15 protein-coding genes are annotated in these 16,453 nt (G+C 46.0%); 4 read left to right on the forward strand and 11 right to left on the reverse strand.

Translation table 11 applies throughout. The features are described from left to right. The first annotated feature begins 256 nt into the window (after window positions 1-256). The 4 genes from AB1552_04185 to AB1552_04200 are packed head-to-tail and all read left to right on the forward strand — an operon-like array spanning window position 257 to window position 2,948. Complete coding sequence (locus tag AB1552_04185) at window positions 257-754, forward strand: DUF177 domain-containing protein (GenBank protein ID MEW6052976.1); 498 nt, start codon at window positions 257-259, stop codon at window positions 752-754. A gap of 13 nt (window positions 755-767) precedes the next feature. Continuing rightward, window positions 768-956 (forward strand): 50S ribosomal protein L32, encoded by a 189-nt coding sequence (gene rpmF, locus AB1552_04190; protein ID MEW6052977.1) that lies wholly within the window; start codon window positions 768-770, stop codon window positions 954-956. Further along, window positions 953-1,981 carry a phosphate acyltransferase PlsX gene (gene plsX, locus AB1552_04195; protein MEW6052978.1) on the forward strand — a complete coding sequence of 343 codons (1,029 nt, stop codon included), beginning with the start codon at window positions 953-955 and terminating at the stop codon, window positions 1,979-1,981. Before rpmF ends, plsX begins: the two co-directional genes overlap by 4 nt. Next, on the forward strand, window positions 1,968-2,948 hold the full coding sequence (locus AB1552_04200; protein ID MEW6052979.1) for a beta-ketoacyl-ACP synthase III: 981 nt from the start codon (window positions 1,968-1,970) through the stop codon (window positions 2,946-2,948). The genes plsX and AB1552_04200 overlap by 14 nt, the downstream gene beginning before the upstream one ends. Here AB1552_04200 and AB1552_04205 read toward each other — a convergent pair. From AB1552_04205 to AB1552_04255, 11 genes are all read right to left on the reverse strand, one after another. Then, window positions 2,934-4,568 (reverse strand): PAS domain S-box protein, encoded by a 1,635-nt coding sequence (locus tag AB1552_04205; protein ID MEW6052980.1) that lies wholly within the window; start codon window positions 4,566-4,568, stop codon window positions 2,934-2,936. The two genes, AB1552_04200 and AB1552_04205, sit on opposite strands and share 15 nt — an antisense overlap. A 571-nt stretch (window positions 4,569-5,139) precedes the next feature. Beyond that, the gene (locus tag AB1552_04210; protein MEW6052981.1) at window positions 5,140-6,561 is read right to left on the reverse strand and encodes an NAD(P)/FAD-dependent oxidoreductase; all 1,422 of its coding nucleotides are present in this window, start codon (window positions 6,559-6,561) and stop codon (window positions 5,140-5,142) included. A gap of 2 nt (window positions 6,562-6,563) precedes the next feature. After that, complete coding sequence (locus AB1552_04215; GenBank protein MEW6052982.1) at window positions 6,564-6,821, reverse strand: acyl carrier protein; 258 nt, start codon at window positions 6,819-6,821, stop codon at window positions 6,564-6,566. 12 nt (window positions 6,822-6,833) lie between these two features. Beyond that, window positions 6,834-8,039, reverse strand: coding sequence for a beta-ketoacyl-[acyl-carrier-protein] synthase family protein (locus tag AB1552_04220; protein ID MEW6052983.1), 1,206 nt, complete (start codon window positions 8,037-8,039; stop codon window positions 6,834-6,836). Next, window positions 8,032-8,466 (reverse strand): 3-hydroxyacyl-ACP dehydratase FabZ, encoded by a 435-nt coding sequence (gene fabZ / locus AB1552_04225; GenBank protein ID MEW6052984.1) that lies wholly within the window; start codon window positions 8,464-8,466, stop codon window positions 8,032-8,034. Before fabZ ends, AB1552_04220 begins: the two co-directional genes overlap by 8 nt. An 18-nt stretch (window positions 8,467-8,484) precedes the next feature. Continuing rightward, complete coding sequence (locus AB1552_04230) at window positions 8,485-9,720, reverse strand: beta-ketoacyl-[acyl-carrier-protein] synthase family protein (GenBank protein MEW6052985.1); 1,236 nt, start codon at window positions 9,718-9,720, stop codon at window positions 8,485-8,487. Beyond that, complete coding sequence (locus AB1552_04235) at window positions 9,717-10,997, reverse strand: hypothetical protein (GenBank protein MEW6052986.1); 1,281 nt, start codon at window positions 10,995-10,997, stop codon at window positions 9,717-9,719. The genes AB1552_04230 and AB1552_04235 overlap by 4 nt, the downstream gene beginning before the upstream one ends. A gap of 233 nt (window positions 10,998-11,230) precedes the next feature. After that, window positions 11,231-12,001, reverse strand: coding sequence for a slipin family protein (locus AB1552_04240; GenBank protein ID MEW6052987.1), 771 nt, complete (start codon window positions 11,999-12,001; stop codon window positions 11,231-11,233). A 99-nt stretch (window positions 12,002-12,100) separates the two neighbouring features. Further along, window positions 12,101-13,393: a nodulation protein NfeD gene (locus AB1552_04245; GenBank protein MEW6052988.1), complete on the reverse strand. Its 1,293-nt coding sequence runs from the start codon at window positions 13,391-13,393 to the stop codon at window positions 12,101-12,103. Window positions 13,394-13,497: 104 nt separating this feature from the next. After that, a complete protein-coding gene (locus AB1552_04250) occupies window positions 13,498-14,430 on the reverse strand; it encodes a histone deacetylase (GenBank protein ID MEW6052989.1) in 933 nt (310 codons plus the stop codon). Between the two features lie 63 nt (window positions 14,431-14,493). Further along, entirely contained in the window at window positions 14,494-16,257 is a 1,764-nt protein-coding gene (locus AB1552_04255) for a formate--tetrahydrofolate ligase (GenBank protein ID MEW6052990.1), read from the reverse strand. Between the last annotated feature and the right edge of the window lie 196 nt (window positions 16,258-16,453).

Consider the following 16,453-nt stretch of genomic DNA (forward strand, 5'->3'; position numbering starts at 1 on the left):
CACAGAAGTGCCGCAGTGAGCTACGGTATCGGCTTCAAGAAACCCCGGACGGGACTCGTCCCATTGGTTTGTCTTGATCGGTATCTGTTTTCTCAGAAGAGTACCTGGCTTTGTCGTGGCCCGACCATGCCCTTTATATTTCACCCTGACCGGTTTGAGGAGCCTGTCAATTCGTGGGAGAGATCGTATCTTGACAGTTTTCAGGAAGAGTTTTTATAATTTAATGATTTAACGAAAAAATAGCGGTCTTTTATAAATGAAGGTATTTATCTCAGACATTCCTTATGAGGGATTAGATCTTGAGCTGCAGCAAACAGTAGAATCCAGTGCCGTAATCTCACCCGTCAAGATTCAGCTAAGGGTCGAAAGAGTTGGTGATGAGGTTATTGTCAGGGGAATTCTTTCTGCAGACATACGACTGGAATGCAGTAGATGTTTGAAAGAATTTTTTAGTATAATAACAGTTCCGGTTGATGTCGTGTATCATCCCGTGGAAGAGCTCAGGGGTGAAGAAAAGCATGAGATTATGGGAGAAGAACTCGATCTGGATTTTTACACAGGAGAAGAGATTGATATTGACGCGCTTATCCAGGAGCAGATAGTCCTGAATCTCCCGATGAAGCCTCTCTGCAGGGAGATGTGCGGGGGAATATGTGCGAAATGCGGTGCTGACCTCAATGAAGGAAAATGTGCCTGCGATACAAGGAAAACAGATTCAAGGTTTGATATTCTGAAAAAACTATTAAAGGAATGAAAGGAGTATACCATTGGCAAACCCAACACATAGACATACAAGGTCGAGAAGGGACAAGAGGAGAGCTAACTGGAAGGGCCAGTTGCCCAACCTCGGCCTCTGTCCTGACTGCAACGAACTGAAGCTGCCGTTCAGGGCCTGCCCGAACTGCGGTTCATACAGCGGGCGCAAGGTTCTCACAATAGTCGAAAAAGAAATATGAAGATTGCCCTGGATGCAATGGGGGGTGATTATGCCCCTGCAGTGAATATTGAGGGCGCTCTTGATACAATCAACAATTTCGATGATGTAGAAGTTATCCTCGTAGGTAATGAATCAATTCTCTCAAGGGAACTTGACAGCAGAAGATTCCCTCCCAGCAGAATATCCGTAAAACACGCATCACAGGTCGTCGGAATGGATGAATCTCCTGCTGCTGCGATAAGGAAGAAGCGGGATTCTTCCATACGGAGGGGCATAGAACTCGTCAAGCACGGTGAGGCCGATGCGTTTGTGAGCGCAGGGCATTCCGGTGTGGTTATGGCTACTGCGCTGCTGGTGCTCAGAGCGTCCGAGCTTGTCGACAGGCCCGCGATTGCTACCATCATGCCCACATTGAAGGCGCCTTTTGTGCTTATAGATGCAGGGGCAAATATTCACTGCAGACCTGAGAACCTGCTCCAGTTTGCACTCATGGGAAGCACATACTGCAGGGTTATCCTCGGAAGGGCTGAACCGAAAGTTGCACTTATCAGCACAGGAGAGGAAGACACAAAAGGGAACGAACTGACCAAAGAAACGTTCAAGCTGCTCAAGGAGGCAGATATCAACTTTGTCGGCAATATCGACGGGAAGGATATCTTTACCGGTGACGTTGATGTGATAGTCTGTGACGGGTTTACCGGAAACGTTATCCTCAAGACCAGTGAAGGGCTTGCAGACGCACTCATCAGGATGCTGAAACGAGAAGTTGCCAACCTGGCATCAGGAAGAATAGGGTACCTGTTCATGAAGCCGGCACTGAAGAATTTCAAGAAAAAGACGGATTATGACGAGTACGGGGGGGCTCCCCTTCTTGGCATCAACGGCACCTGTATCATAAGCCACGGGAGGTCCACTGCCAAGGCGATCAGGAACGCCCTGAGGGTCGCTTCGGACTTTGCCTCAAAAAAGGTCTATGAAATCATATCCTCCACCATCGCCAAAGATCTTGCCCACCACGAAAGGCTGAAGGTTGCGAAGAAGTAGAATTATTTCGACCGGTTCCTATCTTCCGGAGAGGGTTCTTTCAAATTCCGAACTTGAGAAAACAGTCGATACGTCCGACGAATGGATTACCGAGAGAACGGGAATAAGGGAAAGAAGGATTGCCGATGAAGGGCAGGCGGCGTCAGACCTCGCCTTCGGCGCTTCAAAGGTGGCCATCGAAAGGGCAGGGCTTACGCCCGATGACATTGATCTCATTGTTGTTGCAACCATTTCGGGCGACATGGCATTCCCCTCTACCGCCTGCTTTCTCCAGCATAAGCTCTCTGCAGCAAGAGCTGCGGGGTTTGATGTCAATGCAGCCTGTTCAGGGTTCGTGTATGCCCTTCACATTGCCGACAGTTTCATAAGGACCGGTGTGCACAACTACATCCTTGTTGTCGGGACCGAGGTGCTCTCGAAGATAACGGACTGGGAAGACAGGGCCACATGTGTGCTTTTCGGAGACGGTGCCGGCGCTGCAGTGCTCGGGCCGACCGATGAGGACAGGGGGGTGCTCTCAACGCACATTAATTCCGACGGCAGTATGTGGGAGCTGATTCACGTTCCGGGCGGTGGATCAAGGCAGCCTGCGTCTGAAGCGTCCGTAAGGAACAAGCAGCATTATATCAAAATGAAGGGAAACGAGACGTTCAAGGTTGCGGTGAGAACCCTTGAAGAACTTGTGATAAAGACCCTTGAAGAGAACGGGCTTGAACCGTCGCAGCTTTCCCTGCTTATCCCGCACCAGGCGAACCTGAGGATAATACAGGCAACTGCGGAAAGGCTTGGGATGCCGATGGAAAAGGTTGTCATGAATCTCGAAAGATACGGCAATACATCAGCGGCTTCCATTCCCATCGCTCTCGATGAGGCTGTTGCATCGGGCAGGGTGAAAGAAGGAGATTACATTCTCCTTGAGGCGTTCGGCGGAGGGCTCACCTGGGCTTCTGCATTAATAAAGTGGTAAGTCCCTGATTCTTGCATCAAGAAGCCGTCTTACTGTTGAAAGCAGTTCAATCCCCTCAAACGGTTTTTTTATGAAAGCGTTCACTGACTCATCCCTGGTTATGGCGTCGGTGCCGTAGCCGGACACAACGATGATCTTGACTCCGGGCCTGATTTTCCTGAGATTCATGACCAGTTCCGGCCCTTCCATGAGCGGCATCATGACGTCGGTGATTATCAGCGGGACTTTGTCTGAAACACTCCTGAACGTGTCGATCGCCGTAAGGGGATTGTGTTCAGGCATGACCGTATAACCGTGTGTTTCGAGGATATCCCTGATATAATTCAGCACATCCCTGTCATCATCGATCACAAGGATATTCTCATTGCCTTCCACTGAGACAGGAAGCGGCTTAAGCACCTTCGGAGCAGTCTTTTCGGAAACAGGGAAAAAGATGTCAAACGTGGTGCCTTTGCCCACTTCGCTCTGAACAGAGACATATCCCCTGTGGTCTTTGACTATCCCGTAAACCGTTGCGAGGCCAAGGCCTGTTCCCTTTCCTTTTTCCTTGGTCGTGAAAAACGGGTCAAATATCTTTCCGATAAGTTCCTGGGGAATGCCGAATCCCGTATCGGAGGCGGTCAGAACGATATATCTGCCCGGAATGATGTATGCGGGCATGTCCCTGGAGCTGCTGCCGACGTCGATCATGTCAGTTTTTATGGTGATGAGGCCCCCGTCCGGCATCGCGTCGCGCGCATTGACCATGAGGTTCATGATCACCTGTTCGATCTGGTTTGGGTCGCCCTCAATCAGGGGGATATTGTTCTGCAGATTTATCTTCAGGCCAATTCTCTTATCCAGTACCCCTTCGAACAACTTCGCAGAGTCGTTGACAATGTCGTTCAGGCTCAGCGGCAGCACCTCGTGCGCTTCTCTGCGTGCAAAGCTGAGGAGTTTTGATACCATTACCCCGGCCTTGCGCGCCGAACTTTCGATATTTCTCACCCTCTGTCTCGAAGTGTCATCAAGATTGCTGAACTCCAGCAGCAGCTCGGCATATCCGAGTATCGCGGTCAGGATATTGTTGAAATTGTGGGCGATCCCCCCGGCGAGCGCCCCGACGGACTCCATCTTCTGGGAATGCATGAGCTGTTCCTGTATTTTCTTCTTTTCAGTGATATCCCTGTAGAATGACTGGATATAGAGTTCATCGCCAATGGTAATGGCTTTTGAACTGACTTCAAGGAGAACCCTGCTTCCGTCTTTCTTGTAATGCTCTGTTTCGAAGATGAGGGATTCGCCCTGAAGGATCCTCGAAAACCGGTCAGCATGCTTTTCCCGCTCCCCGCTTGTCTTAAGGAGCTCAACGTTAATCCCGACTAACGCTGCACGGTCAAACCCATGTATCTCGCAGGCTTTCTGGTTCACATTGACGATGATCCCGTTCTTGTCGAGTACTATAACGCCGTCAGTCGCATTGTCAAAGATCGACCTGTGCCATTTTTCCGAGATGGCAAGCTCTTTTGTCCGTTCCTGGACCAATTCTTCGAGTTGGGCTGAATAGATTTTGAGCTGATTTTTTTGTTGATCTAAGTCATACTGAAGACTAAGTTCACTTAAAAGTCTCTTGTGACTCAAAAATCTCCAGATAAAAGCAACCGAAAAAATGGAAATCATAAAAGCGTTGTTACTCAAAAAAATTGATCGATTGGTTACTTGGTCAAATATCAATATGGGAAATAGATAGATCGAATATATGGAAAATCCGACAAAAAACGATAGTGGTAAGTTGAGGGGTAATATTCCTAGAACACAAATGATAAGGAGCGTCATTCCGGCATAGTAAGGTGATTGATGACCGCCGAAAGAAAGAATCATAAGTTCAATTGCTATTGCTGATGCAATAGCTCCAACTATGAGAAGCGAATATTGATAATATAGACTTTTCTTGAGTCTGTTGAGAAAATATAGGGAGATTAGAATGGATGAAACTACTAAACGATAGACTATGAACTTATGAAAATTGTCTGGTGTGACGAAATAATCTAATATTCCAATTAACAAAAATAAAATTGCTCCGAATAAAGCACTCAGACCTGTCCATAAGTGCGTAAGCGTTTCAATGTAGTTTTTTAAATATTGTTCTTTTTCCGATTCCATGGCTATATATTCAATTTACAAGAAATCATCGTGACTGTCGAGCGACAAGTCAAGAACCCGATTTTTTTACTTTTTTTAGAATTAACCTAGCGGTGTCCATTCCCAAATATGCCGCGCCCGGTATCCCTTGTGTTTGTGTCGTCCAGTGTCCGCATAAATAGAGCCTTTTAATTGAGGTAGACTGTCTCAATTCAGGAGTAAATAATTGTGAAGGTAAACTGGCCCAACCGTAGGCTGCTCCCTTGTAATTGAGAGTATATCTATAAAGGGTATAAGGCGTCGCGGCGTCTTTATAGATGATATGTGAAGATAAATGAGGAATTATGTGTTTTTCTATTCGCTCTATGAAGGATTCTAATGATTTAGATTTATTATTTTTCCAGTACGCTCTGTTTTTAAAAGGGGCATTTACAAATGCTAAAATAGTCTTATTGTCAGGTGATAAACGTACCATATATCCACCGACAGCTTCCAGGTCTCCCTTTTTTGCATACATATATATTTTGTCTAAATCATAATAAGGCAAATACCATACGTTGGTGCCTGGGTTTGGCAACGAATCAAAGACTTTATCAATACCCAGGTATAAAATAAAGGTCGACAACGAAGGAATCATACCATCAATTATTTGTAATACATCTTTGTTTACAGTTTTTTTGCCTAAAAGCTTGAAAAAAGTCTGCATTGCATCGCATGCAGAAATGACATAATCAGAAGCGACAAAACCGTAGTTTTCCAGCATTACGCCGGTAACGCGATTATCTTTTGCTCTGATTTTCTTCACCAGGCTTGATAATAATAGCTCCCCACCAAATGATTTAAACTTCTCCGCCAGGGTATCTGACAGCACCTGCATTCCTCCCTCGGGATAATACCCACCGTCAAGAATAAATTCAGTAAAAATCTTGGTACCTGTGAAGGCAGAGATCATCGAAGGTGGTAATGCCCCATTACCGAAAGAGGGTAACGCGATCATGGCTTTTAAGTGTTCATCCTGAAAATATTGGTCAAGGAGTTCCTTAAATGTTTGTTTCCTAAATGCTGCAAAATTTATAGGATTAAAGGAGGTAAGGTGCTGGATGAATTTGCGAATATTGGCAGCTTCGTGAGGGAAAGTGTATTGAATTTGATCAATAGTCTTGTCTAAATCAGGCCAAAAGGTAATTTTGTGGTCAGGGGTAATGATAATATCGGAAGGAACATATCGTTTTATCTGTAGAGTATTTTCTAACCCGAGTCCTTCAATGATTAGCCTCATGTTTCCACCATGTCTGTAACTACCAAAAGAATGTGCAGCAGCGTCAAAGGTATATCTTCCTCTTTTGAAGGAAGTACAATAGCCGCCTGGTTTGTGATGCTGCTCTGCGATAAGTACCTTCATCCCGGCTTTTGCAAGATAGCAGCCGCAGACAAGGCCACCGAGTCCTGCCCCTATAATAATAGCGTCATATGAATCGATTTTATCAGGCATTTCTAACTTCCATCTGTTTTTTGTTTAAGCAACATTATGGTCAAATCTATTACCTGTCTAGGAGTGGTAATGCTAGGGATGTCTTCATCTCGCACAGAAATCTTATATTTTTTTTCGATAGCAACAACAATCTCAATTGCCTTGATTGAATCGATCTCCAAATCATTTGCCAAATTCATATCTGCGGTAATGTCTTCCGTATCCGTTCCTGAAACATCAGAGATAATAGATATGATTTCTTGCTCTACATTTTCTACCATTATAGCTCCTTATTAGATGAATTTTTTCAAAACCAGGCAGGCATTATTGCCACCGAAGGCATAAGAATTATTGAGTGCAAAATTGACTTCACACTCTCTAGAGTCATTTGGAACGCAATCAATATCACATTCAGGATCAGCAGTCTCAAAATTAATTGTCGGTGGTATGATATTATTCTTCACAGCGAGAGCACAGGCAATTGCCTCAAGTGATGAGGCAGCACCCATTGTGTGTCCGAGCATAGACTTGATTGAACTCACAGGAATGTGCAGATACCTGTCACCAAACACTTCTTTGATGGCAGCGCATTCGGTTTTGTCATTTGCTGGAGTTCCCGTGCCATGTGCACTGATGTAGTCTACATCCTCTTTTTGAATTCCTGCATTCTGTAAGGCTTTTGTCATGCACATAGCGACTCCTTCAACCGATGGTTGAGTCATATGACTGGCATCACAGCTAAGCCCATAACCCAATATCTCCGCATAAATTGTTGCATTCCTTTCCAAAGCGTGTTCTAACGCTTCCAATACGAGTATTCCTGCGCCTTCTGCAACCATCATGCCTTTGCGGTTTTTGTCAAAAGGCTGACATTTTTCTGGTGCGACAGCCGAAAATTGATTAAAACCGGTGAAAGATATTCTTGAAAATGGGTCTGAGGCACCTGCGAGGACCATATCCAACCTATTTAAAGATATTAAGTCGAAACCGTAACCTATTGCATAATTACCAGCTGCACAAGCAGTCGAAAATATGTAATTTCCACTGCCAAGATGCAAATGCTTTGCTATTGCTGCCGGCGTAGAATGCACTGGAAGCTGACAAATCAGGTTCTGTTCTATATCTTCATTTCTGATTACCTTGTCATTAATATGCTCAATGACCTGTATAGATCCTGAAGTTATGCCAATGCAAGTTCCAAATCTTGCAAGAGGTATTTCATGCTGGGGCAAGCGGGAATCCTGTATGGCAAGCAATGATGCTGCAATTGCCAGCTGAGACGCGCGACTATGAAAAATCAGGTCTTCGACAGGTAAAAAATTTAAGGGGTCAAACAACTTTACTTCTCCACCATTGTGAGTAAAATGATTCGATGTATCAAAAGATGACACGGGACTGATCCCGGATTTTCCGTTCAGAAGGCTCTCCCAGAAGTCTTCCCAACCGATGCCGATGGAGGAAATAACTCCTAATCCAGTTATGACTACTCTCTTATTCATTTTTTACACTAAACACAAGCTCAGCCTCTGAGACTTTGCTTTCATGAACAAATGCTGTTGCTGACACGTATGCACCATTTGGCAGGGATTTAGTATTAACTGCTTTAATTATTAGCTGATCACCGGGAAAAACGGGATGCAAAAAACGAGCTTTCACCGAACCTAAAAAATAAAGTGCCTTCTTCATTCCGTTATTTTGATCGGCAGAAAAAAGCACTATTGCAGCCTGAGCCATAGCTTCTATTATTGCGACTCCAGGCATGATTGCCTTTTCAGGAAAATGTCCCAGGAAAAAGATGTCGTTACCCGAAATATTCTTTACCGCAGTGACTTCTTTCCCCGGTGTAAATTCGATGACCTTATCGATCATGATGAAAGGAAAACGTTGTGGTATAAATTTCTTTATTTCCTCAAAATCAAGAGTCATACTCCAATCTCCATTATATTAGTGTTTTCCAATAATGATTGCTGAATTATGTCCGTAAGGATCGGAAGAGATAATCAGGGCTGCATTAACAGGTTGTTTCCTCGCACCATTTAGGACATAATCGAGATTGCATTCTTGGTCATTTTCTTTATGATTTACTGTAGGCGGGATAATCCCCTTTATGACAGTACCAACAGCGGCTGAAATAGACAGGGTGCCAGAGGCGGAAAATGTTTCTCCGACCATTGATTTCACCGCACTGACCGGAATGGTATAGGCATCTTTTCCAAAGACAGCCTTAATAACCTCGGTTTCCATCCTGTCAAGTCCTCTGGTCGAGTTGGCACCTGAAAATATGCAGTCTACTGCCTCAGGTGCCATTGATGCATCTTTCAGGGCAAGGACAATAGCATTTGTGAGACCTGTTCCGGAGCTATTGAATTTTTTGTCTGCATCGGGATCAAAGGCATTCCCATATCCGAGCACCTTTGCCACGATAGCCGCGCCTCTGCGTAATGCATGATGCTCATCTTCAAGGACAAGGACTGCTGCCCCCTCCGAGAGGATGATGCCGTTTCTCCGTGCATCAAAGGGGCAGCATATGGGCTCAGAACCATCCATGCCAGACAAATACCCGAGTTTATGGAAGCCAAAAAAGGTCTCTTCACACAGTTCTTCGACTGCACCTGCAAGAACAACATCTGCCCTGTTTAAACGGATGAAGTCGGAAGCATATGTCACAGCATCGATTCCTGCGCAAAAACCTGTTGATATGGTGGTGTTGAACCCCTTAATTTGAAACCGGATAGAGACCTGACTTGCGGGAGAATTGATTACGGTATTAGGGAAATGTGATGGATTGACATATTTTGGACCTTCTATCAGGCTGTCACGATCGAATTGTGAAATGCTATGGAGACTTCCGAATGTAGTTCCAATAGAAACACCTGTGATATAGGTGTTTTGCTCAGTAATCTGAAGTTTTGCATCATCAATAGCCAGTTGCGCAGCAGACATTAATAGCTTTGTGCTTCTGTCGAGCGTGCGGAGCCCCTTTTTCCCTAACAGCGATTCAGGATCGAAATCGCTGATTTCACCGGCGGTGTGAACACTAAATGAGGAAGTGTCAAAAAGGCCGATCTTTCTAAATCCTGTTCGGCCCTCAAACAGTCCTTCCCAGTAGCGATCTTTGCCTGTGCCGATAGGAGATATAACCCCGATCCCGGTTATGACAATATTTCTCCTGGGAATCATTTGCGAATAAGATAAAACACTATTATATCGGAATCTTCACGTATCTCGGAGATTGACGCATCGGGTATTCGCGCATGTCTCAGGATCGTTCTGAAATCTTCTTCATCCCGCTGCAGGAAGCCATCCCAGTCAACAATCCAGTGGTATTCCTGATGACGATATTTGGCAGCATCTTTGAATGAAGTAATCAATAACCCACCGGGATTTAGGAGATTGTAAAGAGCATGAATCAGTTTTGTGAGGAAATCAGAATCCAGATAATCGAAGAACCCGACGCTGTAAATGATGTCTTGTCCTCCAAATTCATTCATATTCAATTCGTGATCAAACATTCTGATTGCGTTGTATTTCCGGAGGATAACCTGATTGGAAGTTGAAGGTGAAATGTTTGTAAACGAAAGGCGATTTGCGGCAAAAGAAAGCGCATCATTATCAAGGTCAATGCAGGTGAATTTAGCTGCAGATTCCGCTATAGTGGAAGATATTTCTACAACTTCACGGCAGGAACCACATGCGATATTCAAAACAGAGGAGCCATGTTTTTTCTGCAGTTCATTTTTCAGTATGTCTTCAAGGTTTTTTAGACGGTTTCTTACAGCTACTGCAAGAGAACTCTCGATCAAGATCGTATCAAGGTAGTGCCCGATTCCTTCAGAAAGCGGAGTTTTTCTATAGATGGTTTCCAGCATTCTATAATCTCCCTGATATCCCAATGGCCATGTCCTTGCACGGTTAATGGCATAGCTTTTCGACAGTATGGGATTGGTTTTCTGATGGAAACGTCTCCGGGCGTCGCGGATAATGGTAATGTCCCGTGTTTCCTGTTCAAAACGCTGGCAGGCGGACAGCACATCATCGAAGGCAGAAGAGATGTCTTTCAGAATAGTATCCGGATTTGCGTCTTGATCATTGCATCTCTTCTCGATTTCTTCAAGACGCGCATTGAAGATATCCGTTGATTCATCAAGTTCCTTAATGCGTTTGCCGTCCAGTTCAACCCCGGCTCGGTAGGTGTTATCGAGTTTTTCGCACCATCTGACGAACCCCGCTTTTTCCTGAATCCCGCCGTTGAACCAGAGCATATGACCGGGTGAAAGCGGGTAATCAGTCTGTATCCCTATCCCTGCTTCGCTGATGTCGACAGCCTTTCCTTTAAGGTTGAGCCATTTCCGTTCCCTGGCTTCTGACACGCTCACTGAATAATCGATGGTCTGCGTGAACGGCTTTCTTTCGTACCGTCTTACCTTCTCAAACTGGTGGGTTATCGCATTTTGCATAAGATCCTCCCCCGTTATTACGGTTCTTTCTTTCATACTCAGTTTTTACTGAACTGTTCCTGCATCTTCAAAACATAACGCTCTACATTTCTGCTGTCCTCCTTTTTGCAAAAACGTATATTATGATCGGTCTTTGTTTTTTATGGGTTTTTTCTGACCTCGATTGAGACGCAATCCTTTGAATATTCTTTCGGACTTATCCTTAGGTATTTACTTGATCTGATCGCAGTCCTTTATTTCTGTGTCATCTTGTCATAAAACGGCTTGAGCAGGTCTACGGGAACCGGGAATATTATTGTTGAATTTTTTTCTGTAGCGATTTCCGTGAGAGTCTGAAGGAACCTGAGCTGCAATGCTCCGCTTTCTGTCGATATAATCTTTGCCGCATCTGCAAGCTTCTGGGATGCCTGATACTCTCCCTCTGCATGGATGACTTTCGCCCTTCTTTCACGTTCAGCTTCTGCCTGCTTTGCGATAGCCCGCTGCATCTCTTCAGGCAGATCGACATTCTTGACCTCGACCGCTGTGACCTTAATGCCCCATGGTTCTGTCTGGAAGTCGATAACCTTCTGCAACTCCGTGTTCAGGTCTTCCCTTTTCGTGAGGAGATCGTCAAGCTGACTCTGCCCAAGGATGCTCCTGAGCGTTGTTTGGGCAATCTGCGAGGTGGCAAAATAAAAATCCTCAACCTCCGTGATCGCCTTAATCGGGTCCATAACCCTGAAATACACCACTGCGTTTACCTTCACGGTGATATTGTCCTGCGTAATGATGTCCTGTGACGGAACATCCATGGTAACGATTCTGAGGCTGACTTTTACCAGCTTGTCAATGATCGGCCAGATGATTACCAGGCCGGGACCTTTCACCGGGATAATCCTTCCAAGCCTGAATACGACACCACGCTCATATTCCTTCAGGATTTTTATCGCACTTGAAAGAAAATACAGGACGAAAAATGCTATCAGGAGAAAACTCATGAATGAAGGTGCTAAAGTCGGCATACATACCTCCTTTTTAACTAAGTTTTGTAGATGGTTTTTCCCAAATGAAAATGAAAATATTCAGCCGGTAAACCGGGCAAACCATATGTCCCCGATTCCTCACGGTGATTTTCTTACCTTTACCTTGAGCCCTGATATTGACTCAACCACGACCTTGTCGCCTTTGGCTATGGGTTCATCGGCGCAGGCTGACCATCGTTCTCCGTGCAGCGAGACCATGCCCGTGTCGCGGGTAATATCTGTATCTGCGATGCCCTGCAATCCGATGAGGCCTTCATATCCGGTAAGCGGTTTTCTCTTGTATGCCTTAAATGCAAGGCCGAATGTCAGCGTAAAAAACAGGGCGGTTGTCAGCGCGGCAGGGATTATGATGGCGAGCGAAAGCTTCATGAAAGGTGCGGGGGATTCGAAGAGCATCAGTGAACCTATTACCATAGAGATGATACCGCCGATTGTGAGCACTCCATGAGAAGTGATCTTTATTTCGAGCACGAAGAGAATGATCGAGAGAATGATCAGGAGAAGTCCTGCGTAATTCACCGGAAGGGTCTGGAATGCGTAGAATGCAAGAATGACACATATCCCCCCGATGACTCCCGGGAAAAGGGAGCCCGGGTTTGTAAGTTCGAAGAACAGTCCGTAAAAACCAAGGAGCATAAGAATGTACGCGATATTGGGGTCAGTAATGAGGTTGAGTATCCTGTACCTGAGCCCCATTTCTTCTCTGTTGACGACGGTATCCTTCGTGCTGAGGGTTTTTTCTCCTGTTACTGTTTTCACTTTTTTGCCGTCGATATCCGACAAAAGAGAATTAATATCCTTGGAGACGAGGTCGATAATATTTCCTTGCAGCGCCTCTGTCTCGGTTGCGGAAATGCTCTTTCTGACTGCTTCCTCAGCCCATTGCGCGTTTCGTCCCCTGCTTTCAGCAAGGGATTTAATGTACGCAGCAGCGTCATTGGTTGCTTTTTCAGACATTGTCTTGTCCATCTTCTCACCGACACCTACAGGATGCGCTGCACCGATATTCGTTCCCGGTGCCATTGCTGCAACATGTGAAGCAATGGCAATGAACACCCCTGCAGATGCTGCCCTGCTGCCGCTTGGTGAGACAAAGACCACCACTGGCACATCGCTTCCGATAATATCCTTCACAATGGTTCTCATTGAGGTATCGAGTCCGCCGGGTGTGTCCAGCTCAATGACAAGCGCTTCAGCTCTTTTTGCATTTGCGCTTTTTATGCTCTTCCCGATAAATTCTGCCGAGACAGGATTAATGACCCCGTTTACGGTGATTACCATGACCTCTTTTTTCGTCTCTGATGAAAGGGGAGAAGTGAGGAAAAAAAATGTCAGGACCAAAAGAACAGAGGTGCTCATAAATATAAACATATTCTTTAAGATTATCTGCTTACTTTTCATAATATAATGAATTATAGACATTTGAAAAATAAAATGCAACAAAGGAGGAAAAGGAGGGAAAAGAAAATATTCTGTTAGTCTTCCAGTAGCTCTTTCAGTGTTTGCAGAACCGATTCACTGAGTGCCGGAAGATTATACCCGCCCTCGAGGGCAAACACATATGGCAGTGAAGGAAGGTACGTGGTGGTTCTCCTGAGGAGAATCCCCCTAATGATGCTTCTCATGCCTTCATTTGTTATCTTGATTCCGGAAAGAGGGTCACTGACATGAATATCGTACCCGGCTGAAACAAGAATAATGTCGGGCCGGAAATTCTTGATGAGCCTGGGAAGGATATCCCGGTAGGCATAGTAATAGTCTTTGTCTCCCGATCCTAATGGCATTGCGATGTTGTAAGTAAATCCCTCGCCTTTACCTTTACCCCTTTCAGTATCGTTTCCTGTTCCCGGATAGTGCGGGTACTGATGAGTACTGAAAAAGAAGACCGTGTCGTCTTCCTCGAAAATGTGCTGTGTTCCGTTTCCGTGGTGTACATCGAAATCAATGATGAAAACCCTGTTGTAACCGATTTTCTGTGCAAAACGCGCGCCTACTGCAATATTATTGAATATGCAGAACCCCATTGCCCTGCCGGATTCAGCGTGATGCCCCGGCGGCCTGACAGCACAGAATGCCCTGTCAATCTCGCCTTTTTTGCATCTCTCTATCGCTTCAATCACAGAACCCGCAGCATACAGTGCCGCCTCGAATGTATTTTCCGAGACGTATGTGTCCCCGTCGTAGTAACCGGTAAAACCGCTTATTCTGTCAAAATAATCTTTGGTGTGGACCTGTAGAATGTCTTCTTTTGCAGCGCGTCGCGGGTTAAGATGGATGAGCTGATCCCAGATTTCAGATTTTTTCAGGGTATCAAGTATCCTGAGCAGCCTCTGCGGGGATTCAGGATGCCCCGGCGGCATTTCATGTTTCAGAAAAATATTATCGTAGAGAAATCCGACTTTTTTCATGCGCAATATAAAAGAGGACAACCACAACGGTTGTCCTCATGAATTATATACTGGAATATTATTCTAAAACAATCCCTTAACTTTACCGGTATCAACATCAACATCAACACGTCTGTATGCAGGGTCAGAAGCGGTTCCCGGCATCAGTTTGATAGCCCCGGCTACAGGAACGACAAAACCGGCACCTTTATAGGTGAGAATATCCCGGACAAAGAGTTTCCAGTCTTTTGGCACTCCTTTCATATTCGGATTGTCAGAAAGGCTCAGGTGGGTCTTCACCATGCAGGTGCCGAGGGTCTGTATCTCGGGATCTTCTTCCATCCTTTTGACTTTTGCCAGTGCTTCCGACGAATACTCAACACCATCAGCGCCATAGACCTCCTTCGCGATCATGTCGATACGCTGCCGAAGAGGTGTGGAAAGGTCGTACAGGAACCTGAAATCATTCGGTTCATTGCATGCGTCAATGACTGCATCTGCAAGCTCAAAGGCGCCTTCGCCGCCATACTGCCAGTGTTTGGAAAGCGCGACACGCGCCCCTGCTTTCTCGGCAAGTCTCCTTATGGCATTGATTTCATTGTCCGTGTCTGTATAGAACGCGTTAATGCAGACGACCGGATTTATTCCGGCTTTTTTCACGGTGCTGATATGATGGATGAGGTTTTCACATCCCTTCTCGACCCATCCGACATTTTCACTCCTGTATTCTTCGGGCATCGGTTTTCCCGGCACCGGGATAGGAGCGCCGCCATGACATTTCAGTGCCCGTATTGTGGAGACTATGACTGCAGCATGAGGCTTGAGAGTGGAAAAACGGCATTTCAGATTCCAGAACTTCTCAAACCCGATATCTGCGCCGAACCCCGATTCAGTGATGTGGTAATCCCCGAGTTTAAGTCCGACCCTATCGGCGATGATGGAAGACTGGCCGATGGCAATGTTGGCGAAGGGTCCCGCATGGACAAGAACGGGCTGGCCCTCGATGCTCTGCATGAGATTGGGGTTCAGCGCCTCGACCATCCAGGCGGTCATTGCTCCGGCGACTTCGAGGTCTTCTGTGGTTACCGGCCTGCCGTTTTTGTCATAGGCGACTACGATCTTTCCCATCCTCTCGCGCATATCCCTGAGGTCTTTTGATACTGCAAGGATAGCCATGATTTCGGACGAAACGGCAATTGCGAAGCCGGAACTCATCATAAACCCGTCGATCTTGCCACCGATGCCTATTATTATCTCTCTGAGGGCCTGTGCGCAGAAATCCATGATCCACTTCATCTCAACGTTTCTCGGATCAATGTTCAGGCGTTTCAGGTTACGCTTTCCGAGCTGTTCATCATTGTAGTTGAATTCATGCTGCATGCGTGAGGTGAGGGCTACCATGGCGAGGTTATGCGCATTCATGATCGCATTGATATCTCCGGTAAGACCGAGAGAGAAAGGGGTCAGCGGGATGCATTGCGAAAGGCCGCCGCCGGCAGCTGATCCTTTAATGTTCATCGTGGGACCGCCGGAAGGTTGCCTGATGGCGGCAATGACCTTTTTGCCTCGTTTTCCAAGCCCCTGAGTCAGCCCCATCGTGGTTGTCGATTTACCTTCTCCGAGTGGAGTGGGGGTGATTGCGGTAACATTAATGTATTTCCCGTCAGGTTTGTCGTTGAGGCGGTTAAGGATGTTCTTGAAATCCACTTTTGCGACATAATGACCATGGGGAAGAAGCTCCTGTTTTTGCAGATCGAGTTCCTCTGCCAGCTGGTAGACTGTCTTCATGCCCGTTTCTGCTGCTTCTGCAATCTCCCAGTCTGCATATTTTGTTGGATCAAGCGGCATAGTTACGTCCTCCTCTCTTAATAGTAATCAGAACAGCGGTCAGCACGTACAGAAAAAATACTCCGGGCTGGCTGCTGGGTTCTGTATTCGTGCATCTTCATGACCTGTCAGCCGGATATCTTTACAGTTCGGCGACCGAAGCAACGCGAGGAATCCCGCAGTGAACAGCTTTTGCCATGATTTCCCGCAACGATAT

This window comes from Nitrospirota bacterium (genome assembly GCA_040754395.1).
GTDB lineage: Bacteria > Nitrospirota > Thermodesulfovibrionia > Thermodesulfovibrionales > SM23-35 > JBFMCL01.

Excerpts from the sequence above, each read along its gene's own strand:
- AB1552_04240 (MEW6052987.1), bottom strand. The coding sequence starts at position 12,001 with ATGCCGACTTTAGCACCTTCATTCATGAGTTTTCTCCTGATAGCATTT.
- AB1552_04245 (MEW6052988.1), bottom strand. The coding sequence starts at position 13,393 with ATGTTTATATTTATGAGCACCTCTGTTCTTTTGGTCCTGACATTTTTT.
- fabZ (MEW6052984.1), bottom strand. The coding sequence starts at position 8,466 with ATGACTCTTGATTTTGAGGAAATAAAGAAATTTATACCACAACGTTTT.
- AB1552_04255 (MEW6052990.1), bottom strand. The coding sequence starts at position 16,257 with ATGCCGCTTGATCCAACAAAATATGCAGACTGGGAGATTGCAGAAGCA.
- AB1552_04215 (MEW6052982.1), bottom strand. The coding sequence starts at position 6,821 with ATGGTAGAAAATGTAGAGCAAGAAATCATATCTATTATCTCTGATGTT.
- AB1552_04220 (MEW6052983.1), bottom strand. The coding sequence starts at position 8,039 with ATGAATAAGAGAGTAGTCATAACTGGATTAGGAGTTATTTCCTCCATC.
- AB1552_04230 (MEW6052985.1), bottom strand. The coding sequence starts at position 9,720 with ATGATTCCCAGGAGAAATATTGTCATAACCGGGATCGGGGTTATATCT.
- AB1552_04250 (MEW6052989.1), bottom strand. The coding sequence starts at position 14,430 with ATGAAAAAAGTCGGATTTCTCTACGATAATATTTTTCTGAAACATGAA.
- AB1552_04235 (MEW6052986.1), bottom strand. The coding sequence starts at position 10,997 with ATGCAAAATGCGATAACCCACCAGTTTGAGAAGGTAAGACGGTACGAA.
- AB1552_04210 (MEW6052981.1), bottom strand. The coding sequence starts at position 6,561 with ATGCCTGATAAAATCGATTCATATGACGCTATTATTATAGGGGCAGGA.
- AB1552_04185 (MEW6052976.1), top strand. The coding sequence starts at position 257 with ATGAAGGTATTTATCTCAGACATTCCTTATGAGGGATTAGATCTTGAG.
- plsX (MEW6052978.1), top strand. The coding sequence starts at position 953 with ATGAAGATTGCCCTGGATGCAATGGGGGGTGATTATGCCCCTGCAGTG.